Here is a 16,709-nt window from a genome sequence, read left to right on the forward strand (position 1 = left end):
CAGCTAAGACGTCAGAATTCTCGTGCGTTGTCTGTCGATCCGTGGTGAACTGTCAGCACGGAGGACGTATGTCGCAACGGAGGAAGGTCCGCGGCCACAGACTTCACGGCGCCGCGGCGGGTTCGCCTGTGTCGAGCCCGGCACTGTCATCACCCCTGCACGCAGTCGAATCAAGTCCCACCGACGGTTCACTCTGGGGCCGCCGCCGCGTCCTGCTGCTGAATTCGACCTACGAACCGTTGACCGCGCTGCCCATGCGGCGCGCCGTGATCATGGTGCTGTGCGGCAAGGCCGATGTGGTGCACGCCGATCCGACCGGTCCGGTCATACACTCGGCGACCCGCGCGGTCGCCGTCCCGTCGGTCATCCGGCTGCGTAGTTATGTGCGGGTCCCATATCGGGCCCGCATTCCCATGACGCGGGCCGCGTTGATGCACCGGGACCGGTTCCGCTGTGCGTACTGCGGCGGCAAGGCCGACACCGTCGACCACGTCGTGCCGCGCAGCCGCGGTGGCGAGCACTCCTGGGAGAACTGCGTCGCGGCGTGCGGTCCGTGCAATCACCGCAAGGCCGACCGGCTGCTGACCGAACTCGGCTGGACCCTGCACGCGGTGCCGCTGCCGCCCAAAGGACAGCATTGGCGGCTGCTCTCGGCGGTCAAAGAGCTCGATCCGGCCTGGGTGCGGTACCTCGGCGAAGGCGCCGCCTGACATCCGCGGCCGGATTGCCCCTGTCCTCAGCGTGAGCGGTGTGCGTACTGATACGGTTTGCGCGTGAGCATTGCACTTACTCATTCGCTGCTCGGTGGCGTGCCGCTGGCGCTGCTGCTGGTGCTTGGCGCGCTGTTCTTGCTGCGCAAGAGTCCGCATCCGGACACCTACAAGATGACCGACAAGTGGACCCACGCCCCGATCCTGTGGGCGGCCGAGGAACCGGCGGATCACGGCCACGGTGGCCATGACTCGCACCTGACTGTGGGAGGTGGCGCAAGTGGCAAGTGGTAGCCAGACTGAGGTCGCAAACATCGATCCGGCCAACCTGCCGTACGGCTACGCCGTCACGTACAGCGGCCGTATCTCCGGCGTCACCGAGCCCGGTGAGCTGTCGGTGCACTACCCGTTCCCGGTCAAGGACCTGGTGTTCCTCGACGACGCCCTGAAGTACGGTTCGCGCGCCGCCGGCGCCCGCTTCGCCGTCTACATCGGCGACCTGGGTGCGGACACCGCCGCCACCGCGCGTGAGGTGCTGGCCACCGTGCCGACGCCGAACAACGCAGTGCTGCTGGCCGTCTCGCCGAACCAGAAGGCCATCGAGGTCGTCTACGGCGCCGAGGTCCGCGGTCGCGGTATCGAAGAGGCCGCTCCGCTGGGTGTCTCCGCGGCCGCGGCGTCGTTCAAGCAGGGCAACCTGATGGACGGCCTCATCAGCGCGGTCCGCGTGCTGAGCGCCGGCGTCTCGCCCGCCTGATTTCGTTCACTCTGCCGGGTGCGAACCACTGGTTCGCACCCGGCAGAGTGCTATCCGGGGTTCGGTTGACCTGGCGCCGAGAGTGTCGCGCACTCGCGCGAACGCGCCGTCGCCGCAGAATCAGCGTGGCGCGCAGCGGGTTCAGCGTGCGGCGGGGTAGCGCTTGCGCAGGCGGGCCTCATAGCCCGGCTGCAACGCGGTGCGGCTGATGTCGCCGTCGTAGTGCGCCAGCACGCGGGGATCCATCACCCGGCGCCACAACGGCGGGCAGATGGCCAGCAGCAGCATGGTGCCGTAACCGCCCGGCAGCTGCGGTGCCTCATCGGCATGGCACAGCGCCTGGTACCGACGCATGGGGTTGGCGTGGTGATCGGAGTGCCGCTGCAGGTGGAACAGGAAGACGTTGGCGATCACGGTGTTGCTGTTCCAGCTGTGCCCGGCGCGCACCCGCTCGTACCGGCCGTTGGGCAGTTTCTGCCGCCGCAGGCCGTAGTGCTCGAGGTAGTTGACGGTCTCCAGCAGGAAGATGCCGATCACGGCCTGGCCGAACAGCCACGGCAGGACGGCGACGCCGAACCAAGCCACCAGGATGACGAACAGGATGACGCTCAGCAGCCAGGCGTTGAGGACCTCGTTGTGCAGCGACCACTTGGACTTGTGCACGCGGGCGAGTCGCTCGGATTCCAGCTTCCAGGCCGACCGCAGGCTGCCGATGACCGATCGGGCGATGAAGGCATACAGGCTCTCGCCGAGGCGCGAGCTGGCCGGATCCTCCGGCGTCGCCACCCGCACATGGTGACCGCGGTTGTGCTCGACGAAGAAGTGGCCGTAGCAGGTCTGGGCCAGGGCGATCTTGGAGAGCCGGCGCTCGGACATGCCGCGCTTGTGGCCGAGTTCGTGGGCGGCGTTGATCGCGATACCGCCGACGGTGCCGACGGCGGCCATCAGGCCGAGCTTGTCGGCCAGCGACATGGTCACCCAGCCGCCGCCGGCCCACAGCCAGCAGGCGAAGATCAGCGACAGATACTGCGCCGGCAGGAAGAGGTGCGTGGCGAGCCGGTAGAACGGGTCGTCCTCCAGGCTGCGCAGGTCGCCGGGGGCTTGTTCGGCCTCGGGGCCGACGATGTGATCGAGCAGGGGAACCAGCCCGAACGTCAGCAGCGATCCGGTCCACCAGAACGCGTCCATGCCGGTGAGCCAGACCAGCAGCCACGACAGGCCGACCATTCCGGGGGTGATGGGACCCAGCAGCCACACGTAGCGCTTGGAATCGCGCCATTTGGACTTGGCGGCGGGTGCGTCGGGCGCCTCGGGCGCGTGAGGTTGCGACGCCTCCTGGCCCGCGCGCAATGCCGACAACACCCCGTATTCGTACCCGCATTCGGCCGTTTGCGCAAATACAAGTCGGTTGCCAGAGCCAGTTCCTGTCCGTTTTCTCATCGTTATCCAGCAAATTGTTTGAGGCGTCAGCACTCAGGGGTATTCGGGATGGTCGCCCGGCCTCGGTCCCGACAGGTGGGCAGCTGTCGCCGGTTCGGCGTCATTGCCACCAAACTTGCAGGTAGAGTGCCGTACACGCATATGGGTGACGTACGACATACCGGGCGTCGTACGGGTTGGGCGACGCGGTGAGGGTCGGATCTCGCGCAGCGGCGGAAACTCAGCGGCATCGTGTAATTTTTGAGATGAATCCGTTATTCGGGAGCTGGTACGCGAGCGGCTTCGGGTTAGCTGGGCGGTTAGGCGGAAGGACGATCTTGGCAGTGATGCACGGCCGGCATCGACACGTCCGATGCTGGGGCGCGGCCGCGGCAGGTCACCGATGAGCCCGATCAGCCGGCGCCAGTTTCTCGGCGGCGCGGCGGTGGTGGGTGTCGCGGGGGCGGCCGGTATCGGGGCGCTCGTCGAAAGATCGCGCGACCGCACCGAGGCCCGGAAGCATTTCTCGGCCATCGTCATCGGTAGTGGTTACGGCGGGGGCGTCTCCGCGCTGCGGCTGGGGCAGGCCGGTGTCGAGACGCTGGTCATCGAACAGGGCCGGCTCTGGGACAAGCCCGACGACGACGGCAAGCGGTTCTCCAAGATGCTGCCCGCCGACACCCGCGCCGGGTGGTTCACGAAAATTCCGCCGAGCCTGGTCACCTCCTTCGGCGGCTTCACCGTCGAGCAGGTGGCCGAGCACGCGCCGTCGCCCCAGCCGATCCAGGCGGGCATCTGCCAGAAGGTGACGCACGGCGCCCACGACGTCTTCCGGGGCCTGGCCGTCGGTGGCGGCTCGATGATCAACGCCGGCATCGCCGCCATCCCGACGCCGCGCCAGGTCGCCAAGGCGTTCCCCGACATCGGCACCGACGAGTTCCTGCGCACCTATGTCGAACGCGCCAAGTCGTCGCTCAAGATCAGTTATCGCGACATGGCCTGGTTCGAGCAGACCCCGTGCTTCCAGTACGCGCGCGCCGGCCGCAAGTACGCGGCGGCGGCCGGCTACAAGGTCGACTACAACGGCAGCTCCTACTCGTTCGACTATCTGGTCAAGGAGGCGGCCGGTCAGGTGCCGCAGTCGTCGCTGGCGTTCGAGCAGCAGTTCGGCAGCAATTACGGCCGGTTCGGCAGCGTCGATCAGACCTACATCGCCGACGCGCTCAAGACCGGTCACGTCACGCTGCGGCCGCTGACCGAGGTCATCTCGATCCGCCAGGAGCGTTCGGGTGAGTTCGTGGTGTCCACCCGCGAGATCGACCGCTGGGGCAAAGAGCTGTCCAGGACCGAATTCGGTTGTGACCAGCTGTATCTGGCGGCCGGTGTGCTCGGCACCACCAAGCTCCTGCTGAAGGCGCGGGAGACCGGGGACCTGGCCCACCTCAACGATCAGATCGGCAAGGGCTACGGCAACAACGGTGACGTGATGGTCGGGCACAACCTGGCCAAGAGCGATCCGGCCGGCACCACACAGTCCCTCATGGGCATGATCAACATCGACGGTCGCGACGACCCGGACAACCCGGTGTACGCCAGCATGTTCTCCATGCCGCTGCCGGTGGAGACCTACCTGCTCGGGTACTACGTCATGGTCGACACCGGAGACCGGGCCGACATCACCTACGACCGCCAGTCCGACACCGCGACGATCCAGTGGACCGACGTCTTCGCGGCGAACAACGAGGCCAGGGCCAAACAGGTTTTCGACAAGATCCTGAAGGCCAACAAGGTCGACTACCGCAATGACCTGTTCAGTGGAAAAGTCTTCGCGCCCAACACCGTTCACCCGCTGGGTGGATGTGTACGGGGCAAGGCCACGGACGCGTTCGGGCGGGTGAACGGCCACCGCAACCTGTTCGTCAACGATGCGTCGCTGATGCCCGGGCACCTCGGCTGCAACCCGTACATGACCATCACCGCGCTCGCCGAGCGCAACATCGAAGGCATCCTGCAGGGCCGCACCTAGCTGGTGGCCAGGTGCGGCACCCGCAGTCGCGTCAGCTCACGTCGAAGGCGCGGGCGCGCAGCGAGCGCTCCACTCCCGCACGGCCTTCCAGCACCAGGCGGCGCAGGGCCGGCGGAATCTCCGGATCGGACAGGTACCGGTCGGCGGCGTCGAGGCCGGCCTGGCTGATGTCCCACGACGGGTACAGGCCGATGACCACGGTCTGGGCCACTTCGCTCGAGCGCCGCTCCCACACCCCGGAGATCGCCGCGAAGTAGCGGTCCCGGAACGGGTCCAGCAGCTCGGTCTGACCCGGCTGGACCAGACCGCCGACGATGGCACGCGTGGTGATGTTCGCCAGGGTGTCGTCCTCGATGACCTGTTGCCACGCAGCTTCTTTCACCGCGGCCTGCGGACGCGCGGCGCCGGCAGCAGCGGCACTGCGCTGACCGGCGGCCGTCGGATCCTGCGTGGCCTCGGCGTCGATGAACGGCGTCGGCGTGCCGTCCGCGTCGATGACGCCGGCACGCGCCAGCGCCGTCACGATGCGCCAGCGCAGATCGGTGTCGATCACCAGACCCGGCACGTTCACCGCGGCGGGCTCGTTGTCCAACAGCGTCGACAGCACCGCGATGTGGTTCGGCGCCAGCACCGACGTGCACAGCGCGTTGATGTAGGCCAGCTGGTGGTCCGATCCCGGCGACGAGTCCCGGGCCAGGTCCAGCAGCGCGTCACCCAAAGCGGGCCAACCGATTTCGGCGGCCCACGCCGGATCCGCGTAGGAGGTCAGCGCGGTCTGCGCCTGCAGCACCAGCCGCTGGGCGACGCCCACCTCGGACTCGGCGTGCAGCCCGCTCATCACCAGGGCGACGAACTCGCGGGCCTTCATCTCGGCCTCGCGCGTCATCTCCCAGGCCGCCGACCAGGCCAGCGTGCGGGGGAGCGGGTCGTCGATGTCGGCGATCCGGCTCAGCACCGTCTGCAGCGAGGCGGGATCGAGCCGCATCGAGCAGTAGGTCAGGTCGTCGTCGTTGACCAGGACCAGCTTGCCGCGCGAAACCCCCACCAGGACAGGGACATCCGTCACTGGGCCCTCGACGTCGAGCTCCTCGCGGTGCACCCGGACCAGCTTGCCGGAGCCGTCGTCGTCGTAGATGCCCACCGCGAGCCGGTGCACGCGCGTCTCACCCGCGCCGGGCGCGGCGCCGCTCTGGGTGATGGCGAACCGCGTGAAGGCACCGGCGCCGTCGACGTCGAAATCCGCCCGCAGGGTGTTCAGGCCCGTGGTCTTGAGCCACTGCTGGCCCCAGTCGGACAGGTCCCGGCCCGACGACTTCTCCAGCGCGCCAAGCAGATCGGCGAACGTGGCGTTGTCGTACGCGTGATCGCGGAAGTAGTCGCGCAGGCCCGACAGGAACGGTTCGAGCCCGACGTAGGCCACCAGCTGCTTGAGCACGCTGGCGCCCTTGGCGTAGGTGATGCCGTCGAAGTTCACCTCGACCGCGGCCAGGTCGGGGATGTCCGCGGCCACCGGGTGGGTGGACGGCAACTGGTCCTGCCGGTAGGCCCAGGACTTCTCGACATTCGCGAAGGTGGTCCAGGCCTGCTTGTACTCGGTGGCCTCGGCCTGGCACAGCACCGAGGCGAAGGTGGCGAAGGACTCGTTGAGCCACAGGTCATCCCACCACCGCATGGTGACCAGGTCACCGAACCACATGTGGGCCATCTCGTGCAGCACCGTCTCGGCACGCCGCTCGTACGAGTAGCGCGTGACCTTGGACCGGAAGACGTAATCCTCGAGGAACGTGACAGCGCCCGCGTTCTCCATGGCGCCCGCGTTGAACTCCGGCACGAACAGCTGGTCGTACTTGCCGAACGCGTACGGCGTCCCGAAGTTGTTGTGGTAGAAGGAGAATCCCTGCTTGGTCTCGGTGAACAGCCGCTCGGCATCCATGAATTCAGCGAGCGACGCGCGGCAGAAGATGCCCAGCGGAATGTCGCCGTGCTCGTCGCTGTAGACGTCGTCCCACCGGGCGTACGGCCCGGCGATCAGGGCCGCCAGGTACGTGCTCATCTTCGGGGTGGTGGCGAACGTGTGCTTGCCGTCCCCGGTAGCCGTGCCGGCCCCGTTCGAGATGACCTGCCAGTGCGCGGGTGCGGTCACCGACACGTCGAAGGTGGCCTTGAGGTCCGGCTGGTCGAAGCAGGCGAACATCCGCTTGGCGTCAGCGGTTTCGAACTGCGAGTAGAGGTAGACCTCACCATCGACGGGGTCGACGAAGCGGTGCAGTCCCTCACCGGTGTTGGAGTAGCGGCAGTCCGCGTCGACCACGACGACGTTCTGCTCGGCGAGCCCGGCCAGCGGCACGCCCGTCGATTCGTCGTACGCGGACACGTCGATGGGCTGCCCGTTGAGGGTCGCGCTGCGGATGGTGTCGGCTGCGATGTCGATGACGGTATTGGCGCCGGGGAGGGCGCTGAACGTCACCGTCGTGACGGACCGGAAGGTGCGCTCGCCGGGTGCGCCGGCACCGTCGGTGAGGTCGAGATCGATGCGGTAGTTGTCAACGGTCACCAGCGCGGCGCGCTCGGCGGCCTGGTCGCGGGTCAGGTTCGGAAGTGCCACGTCACCAACTTAGGGGACAACCGGTTGCCGTGACCGGGAACATAGGGACGCCGGGCATAGTTGTTGGCAACGAGATCTGTACCGACTCAGTAAGGACGAGCAATGGCCGACGCCACCGCCACGAAAGATCCAGCCGTCAAGAAGGATGTCGCGGGGTTCTGGTTCGACCCGCTGTGCCCGTGGGCCTGGATCACCTCCCGCTGGATTCTCGAGGTCCAGAAGGTCCGCGATATCGACATCGAGTTCCACGTCATGAGCCTGGCGGTGCTGAACGAGGGCCGCGACCTGCCGGAGCAGTACCAGGAAATGATGAAGAAGGCCTGGGGCCCGGTCCGCGTCGCCATCGCGGCGGAGGAAGCCGTCGGCTCCGAGGTGCTGGCGCCGCTGTACACCGCGATGGGCACCCGGATTCACAACCAGGGCAACAAGGATTTCGCTGTGGTCATCGCCGAGTCCCTCGAAGAGCTCGGCCTGCCGGCCGAGCTCGCGGAGGCAGCCACCAGCGACAAGTACGACGAGGCGCTGCGCAAGAGCCACCACGCCGGCATGGACGCCGTCGGCCCCGATGTGGGCACCCCGACCATCCACGTCAACGGCGTCGCGTTCTTCGGTCCGGTGCTGTCGCGCATCCCGCGCGGCGAAGAGGCCGGCAAGCTGTGGGACGCGTCGGTGATTTTCGCCTCGTACCCGCACTTCTGGGAGCTCAAGCGGTCCCGCAACGAGGCGCCTGAATTCGACTGACCGCAATCACCCGCTAGTCACGCTCACCTGGGTCGGCCCAGGTAATCTCGTCGGCGTTCCGCAAGGAACGTCTGGATGCGGTTACCGTGGCCAGAAACATCCGAAACATGAGCCACAACGATGCAACTGGTGGGGAGCGACGTGCCGACGGACAGTTTCGTCCTTCGACGTGCGGGTTTGAGTAGGATGCGCTGATGTCGCTGGAGACGGGCGCAACCTTCGCCGGGTACACCGTGCGCCGGTTGCTGGGCTCAGGGGGAATGGGCGATGTGTACCTCGTCCAGCACCCCCGGCTGCCCCGCCTCGACGCCATGAAGGTGCTCCGGGAAACCGCCTCCACCAACGACGAATTCCGCATCCGGTTCGAGCGCGAAGCCAACATCGCCGCGGGCCTGTGGCACCCGCACATCGTCGGCCTGCACGACCGCGGCGAGTTCGAGAGCCGGCTGTGGATCACCATGGACTACGTCGACGGCACCGATGCCGCGCAGCTGGTCAAGTACGAGTACCCGAACGGGCTGCCGCTGGAGCTCGTCGTCGACATCGTCAAGGCCATGAGCTCGGCGCTGGACTACGCGCACCAGCGCGGGCTGCTGCACCGCGACATCAAGCCGGCCAACATCCTGCTCAGCAACATCGACTCCGATGAACGGCGAATCCTGCTGAGCGACTTCGGCATCGCCAGGCAGATCGGTGAGGTGACGGGCCTGACGTCGGCCAACCTGGCGATCGGCACCGTCTCCTATTCGGCGCCCGAGCAGCTGATGGGCGGCGAGATCGACGGCCGCGCCGACCAGTACGCGCTGGCCGCTACGGCCTACCGGTTGCTCACCGGGCAGACGCCGTACCAGGACACCAACCAGATCGCGGTGATCAGCCAGCACCTCAGCGCGCCACCGCCCAAGGCCAGCGACCTCAAGCCGTGGCTCGAACCGCTCAACGATGTCCTGATCAAGGCCATGGGCAAGTCGCCCGAGGACCGCTTCGACTCCTGTACCAAGTTCGCGCGGGCCTTCGAGCGGCAGGCCGAACTGGTCACCGAGTCGCCCACGCTGAACCTGCGCACTGCCGAACTGAAGCTGCCGACCGTCACCCCGGTGGTGCCCGAGGCGAGTCCGGTGGTCCCCGAGGCGCCGGCCGCCCCGGAGGTGACGCCGCCGCCGGTCGCTCCGCCGCCGGTGCCACCGGTCGTGGTGGCCGAACCGGCGCCCGAGCCCGAACCCGAACCGGCGCCTGCCCCGGAGCCCGAGCCGGAGCCGGTCGCCCAGGAGCCCGTCGCGCGGCCCCCGGCTCCGGAACCGCCCGTGCCGCCGGTGCCGCCCGCGCCGCAACCGTCGAGCGAGCCGGTCTCGGAGCCGACGCCGCCGCCGGTGCCGCAGCGCGGTCCGGTCGGTCCGCCGCCGCTCGAGCCGAAACCGTTTCGGCCGGAACCGGATTCGTCACCGTCGGCGCCGCCGTACCGGCAACCGGTACCTCCGCCGCCACCGCCCCTGCCGCCGCAGCGGCCCGTCCGGCCGACTCACGAGACGGTGTCGCCGACAGTGGTGCTGCCGGTCATCCCCGCCGACCCGGCGGCGCACGCAGCCGGAGTCGGCCGTCCCAGTGCACCGCCGCCGTCGTACGCGCAGCTCGCGGCCGATATCGGCAAGACACAGCCGGGCCGTGCCCAGTCCTCGGGTGGCAAGACCAAGATCTGGGTGATCGGTGGCGCCATCGCCGCCGTCATCGTGGTGCTGATCGGTGTCGTCCTCCTGAATTCCGGTGACGACTCGAGTGGGTCCTCGGACGCCTCGGGCACCAGCACCCAGAGTTCCGGCGCGGACAAGCCGTCGTCGTCGCACAAGCCCGCGCCGCCGGTGCTGGTCGGTACGCCCGGCAACTACCAGACCATCGCGACCTACCTGAAGAGCAACAACATTCAGGAGGCGCTGGTGCACCGCAACGAGCCCGGCGCGCCGGTGGTGACGATGCCGATGCCGCCGGGCTGGGCCGACGCCGGGCCGCAGACGCCGGCTTTCGCGTACCAGTCGATCGTCTACAACGGCCCCAGCGCCGGCAATTACCGGCCCAGCGCCACGGCGCTGATCTCGCGCCTCGGCCCGAACGCCGACGCGCAGAAGATCCTCGACTTCGCGCCGGGTGAGCTCAACAACCTGCCGGGATTCACCCCGACCGACACCGGCACGCCCGGGACCGTCGACGGCCACAAGTCCTTCCAGATCGCCGGTTCCTGGAACTCCAACGGGGTGACCAAGCTCATCACCCAGAACACCGTCGTCATCCAGGACGGCACCGGGCTGTACGTCATGCAGATCAACATCGACGGCGTCGCCGATCAGGCCGAGATCATCAAGCAGATCACCGAAGCCATCGACCGCGACACCAAGATCGCCGCCGGCTGAGCCGGCGAGTGTGCCGGGCCGGCTGAGCCACTGATTCTGTCCCGGGCCGCTGTTCTGCCAGAATGTGCGCCATGCGCGTATATCTCGGAGCCGACCACGCCGGATACGAACTCAAGCAGGCCCTGCTCGACCATCTGACCGCGGCCGGCCACCAGGCCGTCGACTGCGGTGCCTTCGCCTACGACGCGGAGGACGACTACCCGGCGTTCTGCATCGACGCCGCCAAGCGCACCGTCGAGGACCCGGGCAGCCTGGGCATCGTCATCGGCGGCTCGGGCAACGGCGAGCAGATCGCGGCCAACAAGGTGCCGGGCGTGCGCTGTGCGCTGGCGTGGAGCGTCGAGACCGCGCAGCTGGCCCGCGAGCACAACAACGCGCAGGTGATGGGCATCGGTGGCCGTATGCACAGCACCGAAGAGGCCTTCGCCATCGTCGACGCCTTCCTGGCCGCCGAATGGTCGCAGGCCGAGCGGCACCAGCGCCGCATCGACATCCTGGCCGAGTACGAGAAGACGCACGTGGCACCTGAGGTTCCGGGCGCTCCCGCCTGATCGCAAGGCCTGACTCGTGCCGGAGGGACATACCCTCCACCGGCTGGCCCGCCTGCACCAGCAGCGTTTCGGGCGGGCGCCGGTGGTCGTCAGCAGTCCGCAGGGCCGGTTCGCCGATGCCGCGGCCGCGGTGAGCGGCCGGGTGCTGCGTAAGGCCGACGCCTGGGGCAAGCATCTGTTCCACCACTACGACGGTGGTGCGGTCGTGCACGTCCATCTCGGGCTGTACGGCACGTTCACCGAGCAGCCGCTGCCGATGACAGCGCCTGTCGGGCAGGTGCGCATGCGCATGGTCGGGGCCGAATTCGGGACCGACCTGCGCGGCCCGACGGTGTGTGAGCTGATCGACGAGGGCGGCGTCGACGATGTGGTGGCCCGGCTCGGTGCCGATCCGCTGCGCCGCGACGCCGACCCGGGATCGGCCTGGGCGCGAATCAGTAAGTCCCGCAGGTCAATCGGATCGATGCTGATGGACCAGACGGTGATCGCCGGGGTCGGCAACGTCTACCGCAGCGAGGTGCTGTACCGGCACCGGATCGACCCGCACCGTCCCGGCACGCAGCTGACCGAGGCCGAATTCGCCGAGCTGTGGACCGATCTCGTCGCTCTCATGAAGGTCGGGGTGCGCCGCGGCAAGATCGTCGTGGTGCGTCCGGAAGACGACCACGGTGCACCGTCCTACGCCGCCGACCGGCCGCGCACCTATGTGTACCGGCGGGCGGGCGAGGCGTGCCGCGTGTGCGGCGCCACCATCCGCACCGAGGTCATGGAGGGGCGAAACCTGTTCTGGTGCCCCGATTGTCAGGTGTGACGGCTAGTCGCCGCCACCGCCGCAGCCGCCACCGCAACCACCGCCACCGCAGCTGCTGCCGCCACCGCCGCAGCTGCTACCCGAGTCGCTGCTGCCGGAGTCCCAACTGCTGCTGCCGGCATCCCAACCGTTGTTGTCGTTCCAGCTGACGTCCTGGCCCTGGCCGGCGTCGAGGCCCTGCTGGTAACCCTGGTCGAATCCCGAGCCGTATCCGGACTCGAAACCCGATGCGCCGTAACTGACTCCGTGCATGCCGTCGAACAGTGCGTCGAACAACAGCACCGAGCCGACGCCCCACGCGCCGGCCACCAGTGCCGGCTTCCACCACGGCTCGGAGTACCAGCCCTCGGGCACCGGGCGCCCGGCGACCCGGCCGCCGGGGTAGTAGTTCGGCGTGGCGGCAGTCGGACCCGGTGAGGCCTGAATCTGCCTGCCGTCGAACTGGATTCGGCGATCTTCGGTGACCGAACCGGCACCGCGCTGGCCGGCCAGCTCCTGCAGCGGGGGACCGGGGTCGATGCCCATGGCGGTCCGCGCGGCCCGTACGTAGTACAGCCCTTCCATCGCGCTCTGTTTCGCGAAGGCCGCCTGCTGGGCGGTGGTGGCCTGTTCGATCTGCGACGCGGCGGCGTTGTAGCGCTCGGACGCGTCGGCCAGGGCCTGGCGCGAGGCGTCATCGGTGCCGGTCAGGTTGAACACCTGGCCGCCGAGCATCTCGATGACGCGCCGGGCATCGGCTTTCGCGTTGGCCAGCGCGGCCGCCTTGTTGGCCTTGCTCTGCCTGCTGAACAGGAAGAACCCAATGGCCGCGATGACGATCAGGATGAGCACGAACTCCATGGAGGCAGCTTACCGATGAGCGCCGCGACATAGATATGGACATTTGTGTCCGTATCTATTACGGTTGTCGTCATGAACCTGACATTCCACGTCTTCGACACCGAATGCGGTGTGCTGTCGACCGCACCCGGAATCGTCACCAGCTATCCCGGTGGCGACACCGCGGTCCGGGATCTGGAACCGCTCGGCGCGGGGCTGCGCCCGGTCGCCTGGAGCCATTGCGGCGCAATCGATTACGCCGCGGTCGGGCAGTGGGCGGCCTTTCACCGCAACCGATCGGCCGGTGCTCCGGTGCTGGTGGCGCCGTACCTGCCGTCGGCCCGCGGCGATCACGACCCGACCGACGACGCCCGCGTCGCCGCCCGGCTCACCGCCGCCACGGGCGTCGCGCACATCGTGACGGTGGACCCGCACTCGCCGGTCTGGGCCGACGAGGCCCGGCGCGGGGGAGCGGCCGTCACCGTCATCGAGGCCGTGGACCTGCTGGGGTGCGCCGCACACCACCCGGGCTGGGCGGGCGTCGTCGCACCCGACAAGGGGGCCCGCGACCGTGCCGGCCGGGTGGCATCCCGGTTGGGCGTGCCGCTGTATGTCGCTGGGAAGCAACGCAATCCGGCCAACGGCAAGCTGTCGGGATTCGTCGCTCCCGAGGGGCTGCCGGACCGTGGCCGACTGCTGGTGATCGACGACATCTGCGACGGCGGCGGCACGTTCGCCGGGCTGGCCGATGCCATCCGGGCAAGCCGGCCCGAGCTGGCGCTGCACCTGTGGGTCAGTCACGGCTGCTTCACCGGACGCTGGCGGGAGAACCTCGCCGGCTACGCCTCCGTCACCAGCACCGACTCCCGCGCCACGCCCGACGGCGTGCACGTCCAACCGCTGGAACCGTTCATCGTCCGCGCTCTGACCGCATTGACCTAGGGGACTTTCATCATGACCTTCGAAACAACCACCACCTACCGGCCGGAAACCATTGCGGCCCTGGACGTCCTGATGGACACCGACGCCTACAAACTGGACCACCGCCGCCAGTACCCGGCCGGCACCGAGTACGTCTACTCCAACCTGACGGCCCGCGGCAGCCGGATCCCCGGCGTGCGCTGGACGGCGTTCTTCGGCCTGCAGGCGTACCTGCGGGACCTGAACCAGCGGTGGAGCGCCTTCTTCGCCGCCGACGTCGACGAGGTGTGCCGGGCCTACGTGGACCGGGTCACCCAGGTGCTGGGCCCCAATGACGTTGGCGCCGAACACATCCGCCAGCTGCACGCGTATGGTCGCCTGCCGCTGCGGGTGCGCGCGCTGCCGGAGGGGACCATCGTCCCGGTCGGCGTCCCGTACCTGACCGTCGAGAACACCGCGCCGGAATTCTTCTGGCTGACCAACTACATCGAGACCGAGATGTCGGCCGCGCTGTGGCAGCCCATCACGTCGGCGACCACCGCGTGGCGCAACCGGGCGCTGCTGGACGCCCGGGCGCGGGACACCGGCGCCGACTCGGCCGCCGTCGACTGGCAGGGGCACGACTTCTCCTTCCGGGGCATGGCCGGCAGTGCGGCCGCCGCCGCGTCGGGAGCCGCGCACCTGTTGGCGTTCACCGGCACCGACTGCCTGCCCGCACTGGGCTGGATCGACAGGAATTACCCGGGCTCACCCGAGGACACCGTGATCGGCGGCAGTGTGCCCGCCACCGAGCACAGCGTCATGTGCGCGGGCACCCAGGACGACGAAGTCGCCACGTTCGCGCGGCTGCTGGGCCTGTATCCGACCGGCATCGTGTCGATCGTCAGCGACACCTGGGACCTGTGGCACGTCTGCACCGGCATCCTGCCGACGCTGAAAGACACGATCACCGCGCGCGACGGCAAGGTGGTGATCCGCCCGGACAGCGGTGACCCCGAACGCATCCTGTGCGGCGACCCGCAGGCCCCGGCCGGAAGCCCCGCGCACAAGGGTGTGGTGAACCTGCTGTGGGAGGTGTTCGGCGGCACGGTCAACGCGGCCGGCTACCGGGAACTGGATCCGCACATCGGCGTAATCTACGGCGACTCGATCACCCACGACCGGGCCGACGCCATCACCGCCAACCTGATGGCCCAGGGCTATGTGTCCACCACTCCGGTGCTGGGATTCGGTTCGTACACATACCAGTACGTCACGCGCGACACCTTCTCCATCGCGATGAAAGCCACCTGGGTGCAGGTCGACGGTCGCGGCCGGGACATCGCCAAGGCGCCGGTCACCGACCCGGGCAAGCGCAGCGCCCGGGGCCGGTTGGCCGTCATCCGCGACCAACGGGGTCGCCTGACACTGGTTCAGGGCGCGGCCGGTGTCATCGGGACGACGGACGCCATGCGGACGGTGTTCGAGGACGGCGTCATCGTCAACCCGGTGACCTTCGCGCAGGTGCGCGCTACCGTGCGACGTGATTGGGCGGCATACGCCGCCGGCGAGGAGGACGCCCGTCATGGCTGAGTCGCTGGCCACCTGGCTGAGCGTCGACGTCTTCGCGATGAGCCCCGGCGACGAGCCGGGGCTCATCCTCGCGCGGCGGCAACGCGAACCGCACCAGGGCGACTGGGCACTACCCGGGGTGGTGCTCGATGCGGCCAACGGAGAGACGGTCGCCGCGGCGGCATACCGCGCGCTCCGGGACCGGGCCGGCGCCGAGCCGATCGACGGACCGCCGACGGTGGCCCTCGTCGTGTCCGACCCACAGCGCGACGAGCGCGGGCACACCGTCTCGCTGGTGAACGTGATGCGCGCACATCCCGGCGACGACGCCCTGGTGGTGCGTGACGGTGACCCCGTGCCGCCGCTGCCGTTCGGCCACAACGCCATGATCAGGGACACCGCGGCCACGGTGTCGCAGCGACTGCTGACGGACCCCGCGACCGTCGCGGCGATGTTCGGCGCCGGCTGCACGGCCGGGGAGGTCTGCGCGCTGACGACGCTGCTGTTCCACCTGTCCGGCGGCACGGGAGCCGAGCCGATTCCGCTGGCCGCGATGCGGCGCCGACTGGAACGGGCGCCACTGTTCACCGCTGCCGGCAGCCGGCCCGCGCACACCCGGCCGGTGACGGTGTTCCGGGCCGCCAGGTAAACGTCTACTGCGTAAACGCTGGCAAATTGCTGGGGTAGGTGGATCGGCGCGGCGCGAGGTACGCACGTTACGTTCCTGTGAACACGTCACCGACCTGGGAAAATGGTTTCACTATGAGTCGCGACCTGCTGATTTACGGGATACGCTCCCGGCACCCTGCTGGGAGGAGATCGACTTATGGCAGACGCAGAGACCGAACCGGTGGCAAACGCCCACACCGCATCGGCACCGACGGGTTGGTTCACCACCGACACCGGCAAGGTGCTGATAATCGGGGGCGGTGCCGTCCTCATCCTGCTGATCCTGTTGGGAATCGGGTCGCTTGCCGGATTCGAAATCCCGCCACCCGCGCCGGAGCCACCGGCCGCCCCGACCAGTTCCACCACGTCGGCTCCCGCCGCCACGTCGTCGGCCTCGACGACCACCACACCGGCACCCTCGCCTGCGCCGGCACCGGTCCCCGCACCGACGACGACCGCGCCCGCGAGCCCCGCGCCCGCGCCACCGACCCGTCCCTCGACGGCGACGACCCAGGCTCCGACGACCTACACGCCGCCGCCCGCCCGGCAGTACACGCCGCCGGCCAGCGCTCCCGAGCCCCCGCCCGCCGCGTCACCGTCGGCGACCGCGACCGCGACGGCGAGCTCGGAAGCCCCCGCAGCGCCCAATCCGCCGCAGTTCAACGTCATTCGCACGACCAACGGCGTGGCGCGGCCGATTCCGGGTAACGGCTAGCAGGGCGACCCG

Annotated in this window: 15 protein-coding genes; 12 read left to right on the forward strand and 3 right to left on the reverse strand. The window is 68.7% G+C overall.

Annotation, left to right across the window (positions count from 1 at the left end; all coding sequences use genetic code 11):
* Positions 1-68: 68 nt before the first annotated feature.
* From BR47_RS0109510 to BR47_RS0109520, 3 genes are all read left to right on the forward strand, one after another.
* Positions 69-710: an HNH endonuclease gene (locus tag BR47_RS0109510; RefSeq protein ID WP_029105399.1), complete on the forward strand. Its 642-nt coding sequence runs from the start codon at positions 69-71 to the stop codon at positions 708-710.
* A gap of 63 nt (positions 711-773) precedes the next feature.
* Positions 774-1,004 carry an aa3-type cytochrome oxidase subunit CtaJ gene (ctaJ, locus tag BR47_RS0109515; protein ID WP_029105398.1) on the forward strand — a complete coding sequence of 77 codons (231 nt, stop codon included), beginning with the start codon at positions 774-776 and terminating at the stop codon, positions 1,002-1,004.
* Positions 991-1,467, forward strand: a complete 477-nt coding sequence (locus BR47_RS0109520; protein WP_020102225.1) for a DUF5130 domain-containing protein — start codon at positions 991-993, stop codon at positions 1,465-1,467. Before ctaJ ends, BR47_RS0109520 begins: the two co-directional genes overlap by 14 nt.
* A 141-nt stretch (positions 1,468-1,608) precedes the next feature.
* Here the strand turns inward: BR47_RS0109520 and BR47_RS0109525 are convergent, their stop codons facing one another.
* Complete coding sequence (locus BR47_RS0109525) at positions 1,609-2,829, reverse strand: alkane 1-monooxygenase (protein ID WP_029119357.1); 1,221 nt, start codon at positions 2,827-2,829, stop codon at positions 1,609-1,611.
* Between the two features lie 460 nt (positions 2,830-3,289).
* On the opposite strand from BR47_RS0109525, the gene BR47_RS0109530 reads away from it, so the two are divergent.
* Positions 3,290-4,912, forward strand: a complete 1,623-nt coding sequence (locus BR47_RS0109530) for a GMC oxidoreductase (RefSeq protein WP_029119358.1) — start codon at positions 3,290-3,292, stop codon at positions 4,910-4,912.
* Between the two features lie 31 nt (positions 4,913-4,943).
* On the opposite strand, the gene pepN is transcribed toward BR47_RS0109530, so the two are convergent.
* Positions 4,944-7,517 carry an aminopeptidase N gene (gene pepN / locus BR47_RS0109535; protein WP_029119359.1) on the reverse strand — a complete coding sequence of 858 codons (2,574 nt, stop codon included), beginning with the start codon at positions 7,515-7,517 and terminating at the stop codon, positions 4,944-4,946.
* A gap of 102 nt (positions 7,518-7,619) precedes the next feature.
* On the opposite strand from pepN, the gene BR47_RS0109540 reads away from it, so the two are divergent.
* The 4 genes from BR47_RS0109540 to BR47_RS0109555 all read left to right on the forward strand — a co-directional run bounded on the left by BR47_RS0109540 (position 7,620) and on the right by BR47_RS0109555 (position 12,022).
* Positions 7,620-8,258, forward strand: a complete 639-nt coding sequence (locus BR47_RS0109540) for a mycothiol-dependent nitroreductase Rv2466c family protein (protein ID WP_029119360.1) — start codon at positions 7,620-7,622, stop codon at positions 8,256-8,258.
* Positions 8,259-8,452: 194 nt separating this feature from the next.
* A complete protein-coding gene (locus BR47_RS34000) occupies positions 8,453-10,660 on the forward strand; it encodes an LpqN/LpqT family lipoprotein (RefSeq protein WP_029119361.1) in 2,208 nt (735 codons plus the stop codon).
* 71 nt (positions 10,661-10,731) lie between these two features.
* A complete protein-coding gene (locus tag BR47_RS0109550; RefSeq protein ID WP_036420840.1) occupies positions 10,732-11,211 on the forward strand; it encodes a ribose-5-phosphate isomerase in 480 nt (159 codons plus the stop codon).
* A 16-nt stretch (positions 11,212-11,227) separates the two neighbouring features.
* Positions 11,228-12,022 carry an Fpg/Nei family DNA glycosylase gene (locus BR47_RS0109555; RefSeq protein ID WP_029119362.1) on the forward strand — a complete coding sequence of 265 codons (795 nt, stop codon included), beginning with the start codon at positions 11,228-11,230 and terminating at the stop codon, positions 12,020-12,022.
* Positions 12,023-12,025: 3 nt separating this feature from the next.
* Here BR47_RS0109555 and BR47_RS0109560 read toward each other — a convergent pair whose 3' ends face one another.
* Positions 12,026-12,862, reverse strand: coding sequence for a hypothetical protein (locus tag BR47_RS0109560; RefSeq protein WP_029119363.1), 837 nt, complete (start codon positions 12,860-12,862; stop codon positions 12,026-12,028).
* A 72-nt stretch (positions 12,863-12,934) separates the two neighbouring features.
* Between BR47_RS0109560 and BR47_RS30135 the strand changes: the two genes are divergently transcribed.
* From BR47_RS30135 to BR47_RS32010, 4 genes are all read left to right on the forward strand, one after another.
* The gene (locus tag BR47_RS30135; protein WP_051634707.1) at positions 12,935-13,783 is read left to right on the forward strand and encodes a phosphoribosyltransferase family protein; all 849 of its coding nucleotides are present in this window, start codon (positions 12,935-12,937) and stop codon (positions 13,781-13,783) included.
* 12 nt (positions 13,784-13,795) lie between these two features.
* Complete coding sequence (locus BR47_RS0109570) at positions 13,796-15,334, forward strand: nicotinate phosphoribosyltransferase (protein ID WP_029119364.1); 1,539 nt, start codon at positions 13,796-13,798, stop codon at positions 15,332-15,334.
* Positions 15,327-15,962 carry an NUDIX hydrolase gene (locus tag BR47_RS0109575; protein WP_029119365.1) on the forward strand — a complete coding sequence of 212 codons (636 nt, stop codon included), beginning with the start codon at positions 15,327-15,329 and terminating at the stop codon, positions 15,960-15,962. Before BR47_RS0109570 ends, BR47_RS0109575 begins: the two co-directional genes overlap by 8 nt.
* A 177-nt stretch (positions 15,963-16,139) precedes the next feature.
* The gene (locus BR47_RS32010) at positions 16,140-16,697 is read left to right on the forward strand and encodes a hypothetical protein (protein ID WP_029119366.1); all 558 of its coding nucleotides are present in this window, start codon (positions 16,140-16,142) and stop codon (positions 16,695-16,697) included.
* Positions 16,698-16,709: the final 12 nt, after the last annotated feature.

This window comes from Mycobacterium sp. UNC410CL29Cvi84, assembly GCF_000686745.1.
Lineage (GTDB): Bacteria > Actinomycetota > Actinomycetes > Mycobacteriales > Mycobacteriaceae > Mycobacterium > Mycobacterium mucogenicum_B.

Bases quoted from the DNA above. Each gene is read 5' to 3' on its own strand.
- BR47_RS0109530 (WP_029119358.1), top strand. From the start codon at position 3,290: ATGAGCCCGATCAGCCGGCGCCAGTTTCTCGGCGGCGCGGCGGTGGTG.
- BR47_RS34000 (WP_029119361.1), top strand. From the start codon at position 8,453: ATGTCGCTGGAGACGGGCGCAACCTTCGCCGGGTACACCGTGCGCCGG.
- BR47_RS0109510 (WP_029105399.1), top strand. From the start codon at position 69: ATGTCGCAACGGAGGAAGGTCCGCGGCCACAGACTTCACGGCGCCGCG.
- BR47_RS0109540 (WP_029119360.1), top strand. From the start codon at position 7,620: ATGGCCGACGCCACCGCCACGAAAGATCCAGCCGTCAAGAAGGATGTC.
- BR47_RS30135 (WP_051634707.1), top strand. From the start codon at position 12,935: ATGAACCTGACATTCCACGTCTTCGACACCGAATGCGGTGTGCTGTCG.
- BR47_RS32010 (WP_029119366.1), top strand. From the start codon at position 16,140: ATGGCAGACGCAGAGACCGAACCGGTGGCAAACGCCCACACCGCATCG.
- BR47_RS0109550 (WP_036420840.1), top strand. From the start codon at position 10,732: ATGCGCGTATATCTCGGAGCCGACCACGCCGGATACGAACTCAAGCAG.
- BR47_RS0109570 (WP_029119364.1), top strand. From the start codon at position 13,796: ATGACCTTCGAAACAACCACCACCTACCGGCCGGAAACCATTGCGGCC.
- BR47_RS0109560 (WP_029119363.1), bottom strand. From the start codon at position 12,862: ATGGAGTTCGTGCTCATCCTGATCGTCATCGCGGCCATTGGGTTCTTC.
- BR47_RS0109575 (WP_029119365.1), top strand. From the start codon at position 15,327: ATGGCTGAGTCGCTGGCCACCTGGCTGAGCGTCGACGTCTTCGCGATG.